The organism is Roseomonas sp. KE0001, assembly GCF_016107285.1.
In the GTDB taxonomy this organism is placed as follows: domain Bacteria; phylum Pseudomonadota; class Alphaproteobacteria; order Acetobacterales; family Acetobacteraceae; genus Pseudoroseomonas.
Genome location: NZ_RCVQ01000002.1, coordinates 522,399 through 540,516, shown reverse-complemented (window position 1 = coordinate 540,516; position 18,118 = coordinate 522,399). Strand labels below are relative to the sequence as shown.

Genomic DNA, 18,118 nt, shown 5'->3' with positions numbered 1-18,118 from the left:
TCCCGGAGACGAAGTCCTGATGCCCGCCCCCGTCACCATCTTCACCGCCCGCCGCATCCTGACCATGGACCCCGCCCGCCCCGAGGCCACCCATGTGGCGGTGCGTGAAAGCCGCATCCTGGCGGTGGGCGGCGAGGCGGAGATGGCCGATCTGGGTCCCGCCACACTGGACAGGCGCTTCGCGGACAAGGTCATCCTGCCCGGCTTCGTCGAGGGCCACAGCCATCTGCATGAAGGGGCTGCCTGGCGCGATCCCTATCTCGGCTTCTTCGAGCGCCGCGACCCGGAGGGCAAGGTCTGGCCGGGGCTGAAGGACATCGCCGCCGTCGTCGCGCGCCTGCGCGAGGTGGCGGCGGAGAAGCCGGAGGGCTCCATCACCGCCTGGGGCTTCGACCCGATCTATTTCGGCGGCCGCCGCATGAAGCGCGCCGATCTCGACGAGGTTTCGCAGACCCGCCCGGTGGTGGTCACCCACGCCTCCGGCCACATCATGAACCTGAACAGCGTCGCGATGGCCCTGGCCGGGTTCGACCGCGCCAACGACCTGGACGGGCTGGTGCGCGACGAGGCGGGCGCGCCCACGGGCGAGATCCTGGGGCCGGAGCTGATGGGCCGCGTGCGCCGCGTGGTGGTGCCCGACATGTTCTCCCGCACGCTGGATGCCGGCGCGCTGGACCGCTTCGCCAAGCTGGCGCGGCAGGCCGGTGTCACCACGGCAACCGATCTGGTCAGCGACATGAGCGAGGCGACCGTCGCCAGCTACCGCGCCGCGACGGAGGGTGCGGATTTCCCGCTGCGCCTGGTGCCCGCTCTGGCGGCGCGGATGTTCGGCCAGGATGAAGGCATCGCCCGGCTGGAGGAATTGCGCCCGACCAGCACGGAAAAGCTGCATTTCAAGCTGGTGAAGCTGGTGGTGGATGGCTCCATCCAGGGCTTCACCGCGCGGCTGCGCTGGCCTGGCTACCACAACGGCGCGCCCAACGGGCTGTGGTATGTGGCGCCCTCCGAACTCGGCGCCATCGTCGGGGCTTGGCACCGGGCGGGCGCGCTGCTGCACATCCACACCAATGGCGACGAGGCCAGCGAGGTGGCGGTGGAGATGCTGGAGCGCGCGTTGACCGCGCATCCGCGCCCTGACCATCGGCACACGCTGCAGCATTGCCAGATGCCCGACCCGGCGCTGTTCCGCCGCATCAAGGCGCTGGGCCTCTGCGTCAATCTCTTCGCCAACCACATCTTCTACTGGGGCGAAGAGCATGTCGCGCAGACCATGGGGCTGGCGCGTGCGCAGCGGATGGATGCCTGCGGCACGGCGCTGCGCCTCGGCATTCCTTTCGGCATCCATTCCGACGCGCCGGTGACGCCGCTGGCGCCACTGTTCACGGCCTGGTGCGCGGTGATGCGCCTGACCGCCAAGGGTCGCGTCCTGGGCGAGGGCGAGCGCATCGAGGTGGCGGAGGCGCTGCGCGCCATCACGCTGGGCGCGGCCTACACGCTGAAGCTCGATCATTTGGTGGGCAGCATCGAGGCCGGCAAGCTCGCCGATTTCGCCGTGCTGGACGAGGACCCGCTGGCCATCGAGCCCATGCGGCTGAAGGATGTCACGATCAGCGCCACGGTGCTGGGCGGCCGCGTCTTCCCAGTGCCGCCCACGGCATGAGCATTCCCGTCACCATCCTCGGCGGCTTCCTGGGCGCGGGCAAGACCACGGCGCTCAATGCCCTGCTGCGGCAGGCGGAAACCCGTATCGCCGTGCTGGTGAACGACTTCGGCGCCGTCAACATCGACGCCGCGCTGATCGCGGCGCGGCAGAGCGGCATGGTCTCGCTCAGCAATGGATGCGTGTGCTGCGCGCTTGGCCCCGATCTCGGCGAGGGCATCGCGCGGCTGGTGGCGCTGGACCCGCCGCCGCAGCAGATCCTCGTCGAGGCCAGCGGCGTCGGGGACCCCTGGCGCATCGCCCAGCTGGCGCGGCTGGAGGTGGGCGTGCATCTCGACGCCGTGCTGACGCTGGCCGACGCGCAGCGCTTCCCGGCGCTCCTGGCCGATCGCTGGCTGTCCGACACGCTGGAACGCCAGGTGGCGCGGGCGGATCTGGTGCTGCTGAGCCATGCCGACCTGGCGACGGAGGCCGAGATCCGCGCCACCCGCGCCGCGCTGGCCGGGCTTCGCCCGGGCCTGCCGGTGGCCTTGCTGCCACCGGAGGGGCTGCCGCCGCTGCTCGGCGCCGCGCGCGTCCAGCCAGGGAGGGAACGCGCCGGCCGCTTCCACGCCGACGCGCCGACGGCGCATGGCTTCCGCCATCTGCTCTGGACGGCGCCCGGGCCGCTGGACCACGACAGGCTGATGCGGGCGCTGGAGGCCCTGCCCGAAAGCGTGCTGCGGCTGAAGGGCTTCTGCCGGTTGGGGCCGAAGGCGACGCCGCATCTGGTGCAGCGCGCCGGCCGCCGGGTGGAGCTGCGGCCCTGGCCGGAACCCCTGCCCGCCGGCGCCGATGCCCTGGTGTTGATCGGCACGCCCGAGATGCCGGATGCGGTGCTCGGCACCCTCCGCGCCGCGCTTCATGCCCACCCCGAATCCCACCCCCGAGGAGGCCCGACATGACGAAGCCCATGACGCCCATGAGCCGCCGCGCGACACTCGCCCTCGGCGCGGCGCTGGTGGCTGCCGGAGGCGCGGACCTGCCCGCCCGCGCCGCGGCGCCGAAGCGGGGCGGCACGCTGGTGATCGGCGGCGCGCTGAGCCTGCGCCATTTCAACGGCGCCATCCAGTCGGGCTCGGCGACGGCGCTGCCCTCCTCGCAGATCTTCGCGAGCCCGCTGCGTTTCGACAGCAACTGGAATCCGGAGCCCTACCTGGCGAAGTCCTGGAGCGTCTCGGAGGATGGGCTCGCCGTCACGCTCAACCTGGTGACGGATGCGGTCTTCCATGACGGCCAGCCTGTCACCTCGGCGGATGTCGCCTTCTCCGTCGACATCATCCAGAAGAACCACCCCTTCAAGACGATGCTGGAGCCGGTGGAGCGCGTCGACACGCCGGACCCGCACACCGCCATCCTCCGGCTGAAGCACCCCCACCCGGCGCTGATCCTGGCGATGTCGCCGGCGCTGATGCCGATCCTGCCGAAGCATGTCTATGGCGACGGGCAGGACATCCAGACCCATCCGGCCAATCTTCGGCCCATCGGCTCCGGCCCCTACAGGTTCGCGGAGTACAAGCCCGGCGACTTTTGGGCGCTCGAACGCTTCGATCGCTTCTTCATCCCCGGCCGGCCGGCGCTCGACCGCATCGTCTGCCGCATCATCAGCGACTATAGCGTGGTGACGCTGGGGCTGGAGCGGGGCGAGTTGCACATGACGCCCTTCCTGGCCGGCGTGCGTGACATCGCCCGCGCCGAGCGCGCGCCGAACCTGACCGTGACGCCCAAGGGCTATGACGGCATCGGCGCGCTCACCTGGCTCGCCTTCAACACGCAGCGCCCGCCCTTCGACGATCCGCGCGTGCGCCAGGCCATCGCCTATGCCGCCGATCGCGACGCCATCGTCAGGCGCATCCTGGGCGGCAAGGCAAAGCCCTCCTTCGGGCCGCTTGTCTCCACCTCCCCCTTCTCGGCGCCTGATGTGGAGAAGTACGCCCTGGACCTCGACAAGGCGAATGCACTGCTGGACGCCGCCGGGCACAGGCGCGGCGCCGATGGCACGCGCTTCGCCCTCACCATCGACAGCCCCGCCGGGCAGCCGGAACTGGGCCGCAATCTGGCGGAGTTCCTGCGCGTGCAGCTGCGCAAGGTCGGCATCGCCGCCGAGGTGCGGCTGGCGCCGGACTTCCCGACCTGGGCGCAGCGCGTCAGCAACTTCGATTATGACCTGACCATCGACACCGTCTTCAACTGGGGCGACCCGGTCATCGGCGTGCACCGCACCTACCTGTCGAGCAATATCCGCAAGGGCGTGATCTGGTCGAACACCCAGGGCTACAGGAATCCCGAGGTGGACAGGCTCCTGGCCGAGGCGGGAGTGGAGCGCGACGCGGCGAAGCGCAAGGATCTGTACCAGCAGTTCCAGCGGCAGGTGGTCGCCGATGCGCCGATCTTCTTCATCGACGAGGTGCCGTATCACACCGCCTACCACAAGGGCCTCGGCAATGTGCCGGAGACCATCTGGGGGCCGATGTCGCCGCTCGACACGCTTTACTGGGAGAACCCGCCGGCATGAGTGGCGCCCTCCTCGGCATGGGCGGCAGGGTGGTGAATGCCGTACTGCTGCTGCTGGCCGTCGTGATCATGAATTTCTGCCTGATCCACCTGGCGCCGGGCGACCCGGCGCAGGTCATCGCCGGGGAGATGGGCGGCGCCTCGCCCGAGGTGCTGGCCACCATCCGCGCGCAGTACGGGCTGGACCAGCCATTCGGCACTCAACTCGCCCACTATGTCTCGCGCGCCGCGACGGGGGATCTGGGTTACTCCTTCTACTTCAACCAGCCCGTCTCCAGCCTGATCCTGGAGCGGCTGCCGGCGACGGTGCTGCTGATGGCGGCGGCGCTGACCTTTGCCGCCATCGTCGGCACGCTGCTCGGCGTTCTGGCCGCCTACAGGCCGCGTGGCCTCGGCAGCCTCCTCGTCACCATCGTCTCGCTTGCCGGGCATGCGGCGCCGGTCTTCTGGAGCGGGCTGCTGTTGCTGCTGCTCTTCGCCTCCGTGCTGCCGCTCTTCCCGATCGCTGGCATGACGGATGTGACGCGACCGCTCAGCGGCATCGACTACGTTCTGGATGTCGCGCATCATCTGGTGCTGCCGGCCTTCACGCTCGGCCTGGTGTATCTGGCGCAATACAGCCGGCAGAGCCGCACCAGCATGATCGACGTGCTGGGCGCCGACTACATCCGCACCGCGCGCGCCAAGGGCCTGCCGGAGCGGCGGGTGGTGCTGAAGCACGCGCTGCGCAACGCGCTGATCCCCGTGGTCACGCTGATCGGTCTGCAGTTCGCACAGCTTCTCGCCGGCGCCGTGCTGGTGGAGACGGTATTCGGCTGGCCCGGCATGGGCCGGCTGGTGCTGGAGAGCATCCTGCGCCGCGACCACCCGACGCTGCTCGGCGTGCTGGTGGTCTCGGCGCTGCTGGTGATGGTCGCCAACCTGCTGACCGACCTGGCCTATCGCCTGGTCGATCCGCGCATCCGGGGACATTGACCCAATGGGGGGCAATAGATCGACCCTGCCGGCGGCGCCCGCGAAGCCGGCCTCTCCGGCGCGGGAAATGCTGCGGCACTTCCTGCGCCACCCGGCCGGCATGGCGGGCTTCCTGATCCTGCTGGCGGTCGCGCTGGCCAGCCTGGCCGGCCCCGGCCTCTACGGCGTCGATCCGGCCGACATGGCCGCGGCCCCCTTCGAGCCGCCCGGCCCCGAGGTGCCTCTCGGCGCCGATTACCTGGGCCGCGACGTGCTGGCCGGGCTGCTCATCGGCGGCCGCGCGAGCCTCTCGGTCGGGCTGGCGGCCGCGCTGATCTCCGTCCTCATCGGCGTTGCCGTCGGCGCGCTGGCCGGCTGGTTCGGCGGCTGGGTGGATCGCGTGCTGATGAAGGTGACGGAGTTCTTCCAGGTGCTGCCCTCCTTGCTCTTCGCGATGGTGCTGGTCACGCTGTTCGGCGCCAGCCTCGGCATCATCACCTTCGCCATCGGCGTCGTCTCCTGGCCCGGCGTCGCGCGGCTGACTCGCGCCGAGTATCTTCGCGTGCGCGGGCTGGACTATGTCCGTGCCGCCGTCGCGGGCGGCGGGCGGCCGCATTACCTGATTCTGCGCGTCGTGCTGCCCAATGCGCTGCCGCCGATCATCGTCGCGGCGGCGCTGGCCATCGGTGTCGCCATCCTGTTCGAGGGCGGGTTGAGCTTCCTCGGCCTCGGCGATCCCAATGTCATCAGCTGGGGCATGATGCTGGGGCAGAACCGGACCTACCTGCTGGATGCGTGGTGGGCCGTGACCTTCCCCGGCGCCGCCATCTTCTTCACCGTGCTGGCCGTCAGCCTGCTGGGCGAGGGGCTGAACGACGCGATCAATCCCAGGCTGAGGAAACGCGGATGAGCGGCACCACGATCCCGCCCCTGGCGCTCTCGGTCGAGCACCTGGGCGTCACTCTCGCCGGGCGCGACGGGCCGTTGCCGGTGCTGGAGGATGTCTCCTTCGGCGTGCCCGCCGGACGGACCCTGGCGCTGATCGGCGAATCCGGTTGCGGCAAGAGCATGGCGGCGCTGGCCTTGATGGGGCTGCTGCCAGAAGGCCTGCGCTGCGACACCGGCGCCATCCGCCTGCTGGGCGAGGATCTGGCCGTTGCGCCTCCCGCCCGCCTGCGGGCGCTGCGCGGCAGCACGCTGTCCATGATCTTCCAGGAGCCGATGACGGCACTGAACCCGGTCTTCACCGTGGGCGAGCAGATCGCCGAGACGCTGCGGCTGCATCAGGGGCTGGATGCCGCCGCCGCCCGTGCCGGCGCGCTGGAGATGCTGCGCAAGGTGGAGATCCCGGCCGCGGCGCAGCGGCTCGATGCCTATCCGCACCAGCTTTCGGGCGGCATGCGGCAGCGGGTGATGATCGCCATCGCGCTGGCCTGCCGCCCCCGCCTGCTGATCGCCGATGAGCCGACGACGGCGCTGGATGTCACCGTCCAGGCGCAGATCTTCGATCTGCTGAAGACACTGCAACGCGAGACCGGCACCGCCATCCTGCTGATCAGCCACGACCTGCATGCCGTGGCCGACATCGCCGATGAGGTCGCCGTGCTCTATGCCGGCACCTGCGTGGAGACCGGCCCGGCCTCGCGCGTGCTGGCAGCGCCGGAGCATCCCTATACCCGCGCCCTGCTGGCCTGCAGCCCGCGCCTGCGCCTGGGCGCGGCGGCGGCCGGTCCGGCGCCCGATCTGCTGGAGGTTCCGGGCATGGTGCCGCCTCTCGGGCAGCGCGGCCCGGGCTGCCGCTTCGCGCCGCGCTGCGAGCTGGCCGGCGCCGACTGCAACCACCCCCCGCCACTGCGCCCGGCCGGCGCTGGCCGTGCCGCCGCCTGCTGGCGCGTCGGCGATACGACGCTGGAGGCCGTGGCATGAACGATGTGCTCCTGGATGTCACCAATCTCACGGTGCGCTTTCCCGCCGGGCGCGCGGGCCCCTTCGGTCCACGGCGCCATGTGCACGCGGTGGATGGCGTCAGCTTCCAGGTGCGCCGCGCCAGCACTTTCGGCATCGTCGGCCAGAGCGGTTCCGGCAAGTCCACCGTGGCGCTGGCGCTGATGCGACTGGTGGGTATCAGCGGCGGCGACGTGACGCTGGACGGCATGCCGCTGAGCGCGTTGCGTGGTGATGCCCTGCGCCGTGCCCGGCGCGACTTCCAGATGGTGTTTCAGGACCCCTATGCCTCGCTGGACCCGCGCCGCCGCGCCGGCGCCCTGATCCGTGAGCCGCTGGACCTGCTTGAGATCGGCAGCCCGGCCGAGCGCGAGGCCGAGGTGCTGCGCTTGCTGTCCCAGGTCGGCCTGCCGGCCGAGGCGGGGCGGCTGTTCCCGCACCAGTTCTCCGGTGGGCAGCGGCAGAGGCTGTGCATTGCCCGTGCCCTGGCCAGCCGACCGCGCCTGGTGGTGTGCGACGAGCCGGTGTCGGCGCTGGATGTGGCGGTGCAGGCGCAGATTCTGAACCTGATGCGCCGGCTGCAGCGGCAACTGGGCCTGACCTATGTGTTCATCTCGCATGACCTCGCGGTGGTGCAGCATCTCTGCGACGAGGTGGCGGTCATGTATCTGGGTCAGGTGGTGGAACAGGCGCCGACACACCGGCTGTTCGCGGCCCCGCGCCATCCCTACACCTGGTCGCTGATCGCCGCCGCCGCCTCCCACGGCGCGGCGGGACAGGCCATGCGCCGCCGCCATCTGACACCGGGCGAGCCGCCGAGCCCGATCGATCCGCCGCCAGGCTGCCGCTTCAGCGTCCAGTGCCCGCATGTCACGGCGCGATGCCGGACGGAGGCGCCGCATCTCCGGCCGGCGGCGGAAGGCCATCTGGCCGCCTGCCACCGCATGGAGGAGCTGGGCGTCCCGGATTTCGGCCTCGCCGAGGTGGCGTGAGGTAGTCTGCCCGCCTTTCCCATCAGGCGGGGCGAGGACAGTCCGCCCTGCCTACCTCAGCGCGCCCGCCGCACCAGCCCCTCGCAGCGCTGGTCCTCGCCGATGCCAAAGCGGATGGTGGGCAGCACGGCGAGTGGCGGAAAGAGCAGGCCGAGCCCGACCGCCGCGCCGGCCCGCGCGCCGAGCTCCACCGGCTCGGGCAGGACGCTCGGGCCGCTGAACGGGCCACGGATCAGGATATCGGTGCTCAGCGCGCCGACGGTGAAGTGCTTGGGCTCGGTGCGCAGCGTGTAGTCCAGCCGCTCATCGCGCAGGTTGATGTCACCGAAGCCGCTGATCAGCGCGGACTCCGTGTCCAGCAGCACCGTGCGGGTGTTCAGCATGCCACGCTGCAGGCGCATGTCGGCGATGAAGCACTGCACCGGCGTGCGGTTGGGAAGGCCGAGGGCCGAGAGGATGGCGTCGGCCAGTTGCAGGCCGGAGATGTCCACCAGCAGCGCCGAGAGGTTGCCGCCCGCCATGCCGAGCGTCAGCGCGCCGTTGCCCTGCGCCAGCATCTCCGCCAGGGAGCGGCCCCGGGCATCGATCGAGGCGCTGCCGCCGATCCGCCCCTGGCCCTCGCCCAGCGGCGTCACGCCCATCAGCCGCGACAGATCGACGCGCTGGAACTTCACCTCCCCCTTGGCGTGCAGCCCACCATTGTCCAACGGGGCGAATTCGAAATCGCCCTCGATGCGGCCGCTGCCGACCCCGAAGCGCAGCGGATGCAGGGCGATGGCGCCGTCGACGATGTCGAGCTTCGCGTGCAGGTCGTCGAGCGGCATGTTGCGGCCCCGGATCTGCGCGCCGTCATAGGTCAGTTGGATATCGGCCGCCTGCAGCCGGGGCAGGTTGACCGGCGTGTCGGGCAGCATCTTGCCACGGCGCCCGCGCGCGGCGGGGGCTGGCCTGTCGCCCGGCGTGCCGCCGATGAAGCCCGCCAGGTCGTCGAGGTCGACCCGGCGCGAGCGCAGCGTGGCGTTGACCACCGGGCGGGCCGGATGCGGGTCCACCGCGATGTCGCCCGAGAGGTCGCTGTCGCCGACGCGGCCCTCCATGCCGGTGAAACGCACCTTGCCCTCGGCATAGTCGAGCTGGCCGGAGACGCGGTAGGGCGGCGTGGCGGGGATCGGCACGCCGGTCAGCGGCGTCAGCTGCGCCATGTCGGGCCCGGAGAGTTCCAGCCGCAGGTTGGCGCCGGCCATCCGCACCGGATCGCGCACCGTGCCCTGCAGCGAGACGCGGGTCGGCCCGTTCTCGATGGTGAGGCGGATCGGCCAGGGGTTGTCGGGGTCGCGCAGGGAGAGCACGGCGCCGCCCAGCAACTCGCCCTTGATCGGCTGCCGGGCATAGGTGCCCTCGGCCAGGGCGCGCAGCTGGTCGGCGGCCTGCTGCCCGGCCGAGGCGCCGCTGTCCACCTGCACCGTCATGTCGGCGCCGAGCCGCGCGAGCTGGGCATGCACCTGCCCGCCCCGGATGGTGAGTGCGCCGATCGCCGGCCCCTCCTCCGCAGCCTCGCCTTCCGCCGGCGCGCCGGCGGAGGAGGGGCTGGTGAAGGTGTAGTTGTTGCGCCCCTCGGCATCCTGCCGCAGCGCCACGCGCGGCTCGTCGAGCGCGATCTCGGGAATGACGAGGCGCCGGCCGCGGATGAACGCCATCACGTCGATCCGCAGGCTGAGCCGGGGGATGCTGGCCAGCGGCGGGTCCTCCGGGAAGCCTTCCGGATTGGCGATACGGAGGTCGGAGAGGACGATGTCGGTCAGCCGGCCGGGATGCACCGCGAGGCCGCCGACCGTCACCGGCCGGCCGAGCGCGGCGGAGGCCTGGCGCTCGACCAGGGGGATGAACCAGGCCCAGGACCAGACCACGACGAGCACCAGCAGGGCCAGCACCGGCAGCCCGGTCCAGAGCAGAATTCGGCGGGTCCGCGGGCTCGGCATGGCCATTCCCCTCGCCGCCGGGCAAGGACGCCGGGCGGGCCTGGACGGAGAAGTCGGCGCCGGGCGGGATGGTTGCGCGGACGCGGCGAGATGACGCCGCCCGGCGGGTGCTAGCCGCCGCGGCCGGCGTCGAAGCCGAGGAAGCCACGATCCGGCAGCGGGCCGTCATGGCCGCCCCAGACCGGCTGCGCGGCGCGGGCCGGCACCTCGGCCACCGGCGCGCGTGGTGCCCGCTGGACGGCGGGGGGCGCCGCCAGGGAGGGACGCCGGGCCGGCGCCTCGGCGACCGGCGCCGCGCCCCCGATCACCGGGCCACGCACCGAGAGCAGGTAGAAGACGATCTCGCTGCGGTTCTGGTCCACCGCGGAATCGATCGGCGTCAGGCCCAGCACGTTGCGCGCGTTGAGGTCGGCGCCGCGGGACATGGCGTCGCGCGCCGCGGCCAGGTCGCCACGGTCGATGGCATCGAACAGCGCCTCGTTGGGCCCGAGGCTCTGGCCCGGCTCGGCCGGGATCGGCGAAGGGGCGCGGCGCCCGGCCAGGCCCGGCAGGGCCGGCGGCTCGGCCCGTGGCCGGGCTGTCGGCGCATCCGGCACCATGGGGCCGTTCAGCATCTGGGCGGCGGCCGGCGCGGCGGCCAGCAGGCCGGCCAGGGGGACGACGAACGGAGCGGCGAACAGGGCGGGACGGAGGAGGGAACGGCGCATGGCGGCATCTCTAAACCATTTCCGGCGGGGATGCGATCATCCACAGCCCTGGCCACGGGCGGTGAAGCTCTCCACCCGCCCCTCGCGCAGCGCGAAGGTCAGGTCGCAGCCGACCACGGCATAGCTCGGCGGCACCGCCCAGGGCCGGCGGTAGCCCCAGGGCGGCCCGAAGCCCCAGGGTCCGTAGCCCCAGGGGTCGCCGGGGACCATGACGGTCGCGCGCTGCTCGAACTGGAGGAAGCGGCGCCCGCCCGTCTCGTAGGTGCGGACCGGCACGCCGAGCGCGGCCACCAGATCGGCCTCGCTCCGCCCGACGAAGGTCGCCATGCGCTGCTCGAAGGTGGGCCCCGTGGCGCAGCCCACGAGCGGCGCGGCCAGCAGCAGCGCGAGGAGCAGGGCACGGGCATGACGGCGCATCGGATTCGTCCTCCAGACCCTCCAGATAGGACGATCCAATCGTGGCGGCAGGGTGGCGGGCCACGCGGCCGCGCCTTTTTCCGGCCGCTCAGCGCCCCTCGCGCCGCCAGGCGACCAGAGCGAGGCCCAGCACCAGGGGCAGGGCCAGCCAGGGCGGCAGCAGCGGCAGGGCGGCGATCCCGGTCACCCGATGGTCCTCGTTGCGGCGGAGCCCGATCCAGGTGCCGCCCGTCGCATCCCGCCCGGCAGCGACGCGGCGCAGCTCCGGCATCCCCTCGCCCAGCCAGTGCGCGCCCCCGCCGGTGCCGCGCGCCAGCGGCAGGGCCGGCGCCGCGTCGGCGCGCAGATCGGCGATCTCCGGCGGATTGGCGGCCGAGGCGGCGGCAAAGGCGCTCCGCCGCCCGTCAGCGGCCTGCCAGACGCCGGCCTGGCCGGCCGGCATCTCCAGCACCGAGCGCCCGCCCTCGGCCGGGCTGGCGAGCCGCCGCGTCACCGTGCCGTCCGGGGCGGTCACGGTGATCTCGGGCGGCGGACCCGCCTCGACGCTGCGGCGCGTGACGGTGAGCGTGCCGCCCTCGACCCGCGCGACGAGGTCCTCCTCCTCCAGCTCCGGCTCCTTCATCAGCCAGTGCGCGGCGCGGCGCAGCAGCTCGGCCTGCGGCCCGCCGCCGTCATGCCCGCGCGACCACAGCCAGATCTGGTCGGAGAGCAGCAGCGCCACGCGCCCCTCGCCCACCCGGTCCAGCTGCAGCAGCGGCGCGCCGTCGGGGCTGTCCATCACCGTCAGCCCGCTCTGCGGATCGGCGCGCAGGTGGCGGTACCAGCGGCCCCAGCGCGCCTCCTCCCCGGCCGTGTTGGCGCCGGTCAGGCCCTGGGTGACGGGATGGCGGGCCCCCGCCTCGGTGACGCGCGGGCGGAAGGCGCCCTCGGCCAGGCCGGCGGCGCCGGTCAGCGGCCGCGCCGGCAGCACCTGGCCGAGCGGCGTGGCGGCGAGGCTGGTGGCGCCGGTGAACTCCGGCCCGACCGACATCAGCAACGCCCCGCCGCCGCGCACGTAATCGGCGATGTTGCGCAGGTACATCGGCGGCAGGATGCCGCGGTTGCTGAAGCGGTCGAAGACGATCAGGTCGAAATCGCGCAGCTTCACCTGGAACAGCTCGCGCACCGGGAAGGCGATCAGCGCAAGCTCGTTCAGCGGCGTCAGGTCGTCCTTCTCCGGCGGCCGCAGGATGGTGAAATGCACGAGATCGACATTCGGGTCGGCCTTCAGCAGGCGGCGCCAGGTGCGCTCGCCCGAATGCGGCTCGCCCGAGACCAGCAGGACGCGCAGCCGGTCGCGCACCCCGTTCACGGTGACGACGGCGCGGTTGTTCAGGGTGGAAACCTCGCCCGGCCGCGCCTCGGCGGTGAGTTCCACGACGCTCGGCCCGCCGCGCTCGACCGGCAGGGTGATGCGGTGCTCCCGCCCGAGCGGCACGCTCTCGACGCGCGGCGCCGCGCCGTCGCGCCGCAGCGTCAGCCGCACCGCCCCGCCCGACGGGCCGGCGGCGGGCGCCGCCCCCAGATCCTCGACCACCAGCCGCAGCTCGACGCTGCGCCCGACGATGCCATAGCCCGGCGCCTCGAGGACGCGGATGCGCCGGTCCACCTCACCCGGCCGGCCGGGCAGGATCAGGTGCAGCGGCGCGGTGAAGGAGGGGCTGGCCGGAATGTCATGCGCCTGCCCGTCGGTCAGGGCGATGACGCCGGCCAGCCGCGCGCGCGGGATATCGGCCAGCGCGCGGTCGAGGGCGGTGAAGAGCCGCGTGCCCTGGCGGCCGCCCTCGGGCAGATCGACCGTGCGCAGCTCGAGGTCGGGATGGCGCGCCGCGGCCTGCTCCAGCGCGGCGCGGGCCGCGTCCAGCGCCGCGCCGCGCTCGCCGATGCGGGCGGAATCGCTGCGGTCCTGCAGCAGCAGCGCGATGTCCGGTCGGGTCTCGCGCGTCTCCTCGACCAGGCGCGGATTGGCCAGGGCGAGGCCCAGCACGGCGAAGGACAGCACCCGCCAGCCGGCGCCCCGCGCCCGCCGCCATAGAGCCGGGGCCAGGGCGAGCAGCGCCAGGAGGGTCAGCGCGGCCAGCAGCCAGGGCGGCAGGACCGGGGCGAAGTCGAGGCCGGAGATCACCTGGCGCATCGGTCAGCCCCCCGCCCGCTCAATTCCCCAGCCTTTCGAGGATGGCCGGCACATGCACCTGATCGCCCTTGTAGTTGCCGGTCAGCGCGTACATCACGAGGTTGACGCCGAATCGGTAGGCCAGCGTCCGCTGCCGCGCGCCGCCGGGGATGGCGGCGTGGGGATTGCCGCCGCGCGCATCGACCGCCCAGGCCCCGGCCCAGTCATGCCCGCCGATGATCACCGGGCTGACGCTGTCATTCGCCCGGTCCTCCTCGCGCGAGACCCAGACCTGCCCACCGGCGAAGCGGCCGGGCAGTTCCGGCGGCAGGAGGTAGAAGGCACGGGTCAGCACATGCTCGGGCGAGACGGGCGCCAGGGGCGGGATGGCGAGGCCTGCGGTCAGCCGCAGCAGCGCCTCCCGCGCGCCGGGGGCGAAGCCCTCGCCCGAGCCCTCGTCGCGCGTGTCGAACAGGATGATGCCGCCGCCGCGCATGTAGTCGTTCAGCGCCGCCACGGCGGCGGAATCGGGCAGCGGCGTCTCGGCCGTGACGGCCCAGTAGAGCAGCGGCAGGGGCGAGAGGTCGTCCTGCCCCGGGCGCACCGCCGCCGGCTCGCCGAGCGCCGTCGCGGTGCGGCGGTTGACGTAGTCCGACAGGCCGGCGAGGCCCTGCCGCACCGTCTCGTCCAGCGCCGCATCGCCGGTCAGGACATGGCCGATGCGGGTGACCAGGGCGAGATCCTGCGCAGCGCTCCCCCGCGCCATCCCGTCCTGCGCCAGGGCGCCGGGCGCCGCGGGAAGGGCGAGCGCCAGCAGCAGCGCCGCCAGCCGGGCCGGCCGGCCGAGCAGACCCCGCTGGACCAGCGAGATCAGCAGGTCGGCGGCCAGCAGCAGCAGGGCGAGCGCCAGCAGCCAGGGGCCGAGGTCGCGCTCCGCCGGCACGCCGCCGATCGCCAGCAGGGCGGTGCCCGGTGGCGGGGCGGCCAGGGCGCGGGGCGCCGGCAGATGCGCCGAGAGGTTCAGCGCCCGCCGCTCGCCGCCCTCGCCCGGCACGCCGTACCAGCCCGGCGGATGGCGTGGGCCCGGGACGGTGTCGGCGAAGCGGTGCGCCGGGATGGCGCCCACGCCGCCGGCCGCCGGGCCGAGCCGGCCGAAGCCGTCCATCACCTCGAGCGGCGCCAGCGGCGTCTCGCCCTCCGCCCCGGCGACGCCGGAGGACAGCGCCACCACCCGGCGCAGCAGATCGATGAACAGGCCGGAGAGCGGCAGGTTGGACCATTCGGCATTGGCGGTGACATGGAACAGCACGATCCGCCCGGCGCCGCGCGTCTCGGCGGTGACCAGCGGGGTGCCGTCGGCCAGCCGGGCCCAGCTGCGGGCCGAGAGTTCCGGCCCCGGCTCGGCCAGGACCTGGGTCGAGACCGTGACCTCGCCGGGCGGCGCCAGCCCGGCGAAGGGCGAGGCCTCCGGGAAGGGCGCCAGCGGCTGCGGCTGCTCCCAGGAGAGCGCGCCGCCGAGCTGCCGCTCCCCGGCGCGCAGCCGCACCGGCAGCAGGCTGTCCGGCGCCTCGGCCAGGCGCGGGCCGGCGAAGCGGACCAGCGTGCCCCCCGCCTCGACCCAGCGCTCCAGCGCGGCGCGCTCCCCGGCCTCGGCCACCGGCCGGTCGGCCAGCACCAGCACGGCGAGCTGCCGGGCCAGGAGCTGCTCGATGCCGCCGCGCCGCAGCTCGGCATAGGGGGCGAGCGCCCGGTCCAGGTAGTAGAGCGGCCCGAGCAGCGGCGTCTCCGCCCCCTGCTCGGCCGGGCCCACCAGCCCGACCGGGCGGCGGCGGAAGCGTTCGTCCAGCAGCACGGCGGCGCCTGCCGTCTCCTCGCCCTCGATCTCCAGCCGGATGATCTGGTTGCGGATCTCGAGCGGCAGGTCGAGCCCGCCGCGCGCCTCGCGGCCGCCGGCCTCGACCGGAAGGGTGGCGCGGGCCAGCGCCCGCCCGTCCCCGGTGCGGGCCAGCACGGCCACGCTGCCGGCGGCCGGCGCGGCGGTCTGGCGCAGCGTCAGGCCAAGCCGCTCCGGCTCGGCCTCCGGCGGGGCCAGCAGGCGGGCGGCACGACCCTCGGCGCGGGCGAGCGTCAGCGGGCCGGCGGCGGCGAGCGCGGCAGCGAGCGGCGTGAAATCATCGCCCTCCGCCCGGTGCTCGACCCCGTCCGCGACATAGAGGCTGGCGAAGGGGCCGGGATTGGCCTGCCGCCAGGCCGCCAGCCCGGCCAGGGCGGCGGCACGGTCGGGCGCCCAGGGCTTCGGCCGCAGGGCGGCGAGCCGGGCCCGCAACGCCTCGGCCGGCATGAGCGCACCGGGCGTGAGCGTACCGGGCGCCGGCGCCTCGCCGGCCTCGGAGGGGGCGGTGGTCAGCAGGGCGGCGCGGCGGCCCTGGCGCGCGGCGGCGTCCAGCGCGGCGCTGGCGGCGGCGGCGCGGGCCGGCCAGTCGGCGCCGGAGGGCCAGCCGTCATCCATCACCAGCAGCAACGGCCCCTCCCCGCTGGCGGCACCGGCCGAGGGCCCCCAGACCGGACGGGCCAGGCCGAGCACGATCAGCGCCGCGGCAACGAGGCGCAGCAGCAGCAGCCACCACGGCGTGCGGGCCGGCGTCTCCTCCGGCGCCGGCAGGTCGCGCAGCAGGCGCAGCGCGGGGAAGCTCTGGCGGCGCGGCGCCGGCGGCGTCACCCGCAGCAGCCACCAGATCAGCGGCAGGGCCGGCAGGGCCAGCAGCAGCCAGGGCGCGACGAAGCCGACCGGACCGAGGGACATCATGCGCCGCCCACGCCTCCAGCCAGTCCCGTGGGGGCCAGTCCCGTGGGGGCCAGCGCCTGCCAGAGCGCCAGCAGCGCCGTCTCCGGCGGATGGTCGGTGCGATGCGTGGCGAAGCTCCAGCCCGCCGCCCCGGCGATGGCGGCGAGCCCGGCGCGATGCGCCGCCAGCCGCTCGGCATAGAGTGCCCGCACCCCCTCGACGCGCGGCAGCAGCAGCGGCGCCTCGCGCCCCAGCCCCTCGAAGCGGACACGGCCGGTATAGGGCAGGGTTTCCTCCGCCGGGTCGAGCACCTGCAGCAGGTGGCCCCGCACGCCCTGCGCCGCCAGGGCGGCGATGGCGGCGCGGCTGTCCTCCAGCGGCGCCAGGAAATCGCCCATCAGCACGGCCCGGGCATGGCGCGGCAGGCTCTCGTCGCGCGGAGGCGTGTCCTGGCGGGACAGCGCATCGGCCAGGGCCGGCAGCGCGCCGCGCCCGGCATGGGCGCGGCGGAGGCCGAACAGGCGCACCCGCTCGCCGCCGCGCAGCAGCAGCGCGGCCAGCGCCAGCAGCAGCAGCGTGGCGCGCTCGCCCTTGGCGGGCCGCCCCTCGCCGCCGCGCCAGGCCATGCCGGGCCCGGCATCGCGCCACAGCGCCACGCTCTGCGCCGCCTCCCATTCGGTCTCGCGCACGAAAAGGCGGTCGGATTTGGCGCTCTGCCGCCAGTCGAGGCGGCTCACGGCATCGCCCGGCAGATAGGGGCGGAACTGCCAGAAGGCATCGCCCTGGCCGGCGCGGCGGCGGCCGTGCACGCCCTGCATCACCGTCGCGGCAACCCGCTCGGCGGCGACCACCAGCGGCGGCAGCCGGCTGCCCAGCGCCTCCGCCGCCAGCGGGGCGGTGGCGGGCGGGGGCAGCGGCTCAGCCAAGACTGGCCTTCAGCGCGCCGATCACCTCGGACAGCCGCACCCCGTCGGCGCGGGCGGCGAAGCTCAGCGCCATGCGGTGACGCAGCACCGGCTCGGCCAGCGCGATCACATCCTCGAGACTCGGCGCCAGCCGCCCGTCCAGCACGGCCCGCGCTCGGCAGGCCAGCATCAGCGCCTGCGCCGCGCGCGGCCCCGGCCCCCAGGCCAGGTGCTGGCGCACCGCGGGCAGATCGGCGGTTTCCGGCCGGGCGCCGCGCACCAGCTTCAGGATCGCCTCCAGCACCTGCTCGCCCACTGGGATGCGGCGGATCAGCGCCTGGGCGGCGATCAGCTCGGCCGCCGTCATCGCCGGCTCGGCCCGCGCCTCGGTCGCCCCGGTGGTGGCCAGCAGCATGGCGCGCTCGGCGGCGGCATCGGGGTAGGAGACCTCGACCTCCAGCAGGAAGCGGTCGAGCTGCGCTTCCGGCAGCGGGTAGGTGCCTTCCTGCTCGATCGGGTTCTGCGTCGCCAGCACGTGGAAGGGGGCGGGCAGCGGATAGGTCGCGCCACCCATGGCGACCTTGCGCTCCTGCATGGCCTGCAGCAGCGCCGACTGGGTGCGCGGGCTGGCGCGGTTGATCTCGTCGGCCATCAGCAGCTGGCAGAAGACCGGCCCCTTGATGAAGCGGAAGGCGCGTCGCCCGTCGGCCCCCTCCTCCAGCACCTCGGAGCCCAGGATGTCAGCCGGCATCAGGTCGGGGGTGAACTGCACCCGCCCCTCGGCCAGGCCGAGCACGGTGCCCAGCGTCTCCACCAGCTTGGTCTTGCCGAGTCCGGGCACGCCCACCAGCAGTACGTGGCCGCCCGAAAGGAGGGTGATCAGCACCTGCTCGACCACCTCCTCCTGGCCGAAGATGACGCGGCCCACCGCGCCGCGCACCCGGCCCAGACGGGCGCCGAGCGCCTCCACCTCCGCGACCAGGAAGGTGGGATCCGTGGGGTCCGCCACTTCAACCATGCCGCTTGGCCTCCTTATATAACCCCCGATATGGGCAGCCGGCCCGCCTCGG

At 73.8% G+C, this 18,118-nt stretch carries 14 protein-coding genes; 7 read left to right on the top strand and 7 right to left on the bottom strand.

Annotation, left to right across the window (positions count from 1 at the left end):
• The first annotated feature begins 19 nt into the window (after nt 1-19).
• Genes D9598_RS06065 through D9598_RS06035 form a run of 7 tightly spaced genes read left to right on the top strand, consistent with a single transcriptional unit; the run spans nt 20 to nt 8,103 of the window.
• Nucleotides 20-1,660 carry an amidohydrolase gene (locus tag D9598_RS06065; protein ID WP_198365479.1) on the top strand — a complete coding sequence of 547 codons (1,641 nt, stop codon included), beginning with the start codon at nt 20-22 and terminating at the stop codon, nt 1,658-1,660.
• A complete protein-coding gene (locus D9598_RS06060) occupies nt 1,657-2,604 on the top strand; it encodes a GTP-binding protein (RefSeq protein ID WP_198365478.1) in 948 nt (315 codons plus the stop codon). Before D9598_RS06065 ends, D9598_RS06060 begins: the two co-directional genes overlap by 4 nt.
• Complete coding sequence (locus tag D9598_RS06055) at nt 2,601-4,214, top strand: ABC transporter substrate-binding protein (RefSeq protein WP_232476932.1); 1,614 nt, start codon at nt 2,601-2,603, stop codon at nt 4,212-4,214. The genes D9598_RS06060 and D9598_RS06055 overlap by 4 nt, the downstream gene beginning before the upstream one ends.
• The gene (locus D9598_RS06050; protein ID WP_198365477.1) at nt 4,211-5,188 is read left to right on the top strand and encodes an ABC transporter permease; all 978 of its coding nucleotides are present in this window, start codon (nt 4,211-4,213) and stop codon (nt 5,186-5,188) included. The genes D9598_RS06055 and D9598_RS06050 overlap by 4 nt, the downstream gene beginning before the upstream one ends.
• A 4-nt stretch (nt 5,189-5,192) precedes the next feature.
• Nucleotides 5,193-6,077 (top strand): ABC transporter permease, encoded by an 885-nt coding sequence (locus D9598_RS06045; protein WP_198365476.1) that lies wholly within the window; start codon nt 5,193-5,195, stop codon nt 6,075-6,077.
• Complete coding sequence (locus tag D9598_RS06040; protein WP_198365475.1) at nt 6,074-7,093, top strand: ABC transporter ATP-binding protein; 1,020 nt, start codon at nt 6,074-6,076, stop codon at nt 7,091-7,093. Before D9598_RS06045 ends, D9598_RS06040 begins: the two co-directional genes overlap by 4 nt.
• Complete coding sequence (locus tag D9598_RS06035) at nt 7,090-8,103, top strand: ABC transporter ATP-binding protein (RefSeq protein WP_198365474.1); 1,014 nt, start codon at nt 7,090-7,092, stop codon at nt 8,101-8,103. The genes D9598_RS06040 and D9598_RS06035 overlap by 4 nt, the downstream gene beginning before the upstream one ends.
• Nucleotides 8,104-8,159: 56 nt before the next feature.
• On the opposite strand, the gene D9598_RS06030 is transcribed toward D9598_RS06035, so the two are convergent.
• The 7 genes from D9598_RS06030 to D9598_RS06000 all read right to left on the bottom strand — a co-directional run bounded on the left by D9598_RS06030 (nt 8,160) and on the right by D9598_RS06000 (nt 18,066).
• Nucleotides 8,160-10,082, bottom strand: a complete 1,923-nt coding sequence (locus D9598_RS06030) for an AsmA family protein (RefSeq protein WP_198365473.1) — start codon at nt 10,080-10,082, stop codon at nt 8,160-8,162.
• 110 nt (nt 10,083-10,192) lie between these two features.
• Entirely contained in the window at nt 10,193-10,789 is a 597-nt protein-coding gene (locus tag D9598_RS06025) for an ankyrin repeat domain-containing protein (protein WP_198365472.1), read from the bottom strand.
• A 36-nt stretch (nt 10,790-10,825) separates the two neighbouring features.
• Nucleotides 10,826-11,206: a hypothetical protein gene (locus tag D9598_RS06020; protein WP_198365471.1), complete on the bottom strand. Its 381-nt coding sequence runs from the start codon at nt 11,204-11,206 to the stop codon at nt 10,826-10,828.
• Between the two features lie 88 nt (nt 11,207-11,294).
• A complete protein-coding gene (locus D9598_RS06015) occupies nt 11,295-13,379 on the bottom strand; it encodes a hypothetical protein (RefSeq protein ID WP_198365470.1) in 2,085 nt (694 codons plus the stop codon).
• Nucleotides 13,380-13,398: 19 nt separating this feature from the next.
• A complete protein-coding gene (locus D9598_RS06010; protein WP_198365469.1) occupies nt 13,399-16,164 on the bottom strand; it encodes a DUF4159 domain-containing protein in 2,766 nt (921 codons plus the stop codon).
• A complete protein-coding gene (locus tag D9598_RS06005; RefSeq protein ID WP_232476930.1) occupies nt 16,161-17,069 on the bottom strand; it encodes a DUF58 domain-containing protein in 909 nt (302 codons plus the stop codon). The genes D9598_RS06010 and D9598_RS06005 overlap by 4 nt, the downstream gene beginning before the upstream one ends.
• Entirely contained in the window at nt 17,062-18,066 is a 1,005-nt protein-coding gene (locus tag D9598_RS06000; protein ID WP_198365468.1) for a MoxR family ATPase, read from the bottom strand. Before D9598_RS06000 ends, D9598_RS06005 begins: the two co-directional genes overlap by 8 nt.
• Nucleotides 18,067-18,118: the final 52 nt, after the last annotated feature.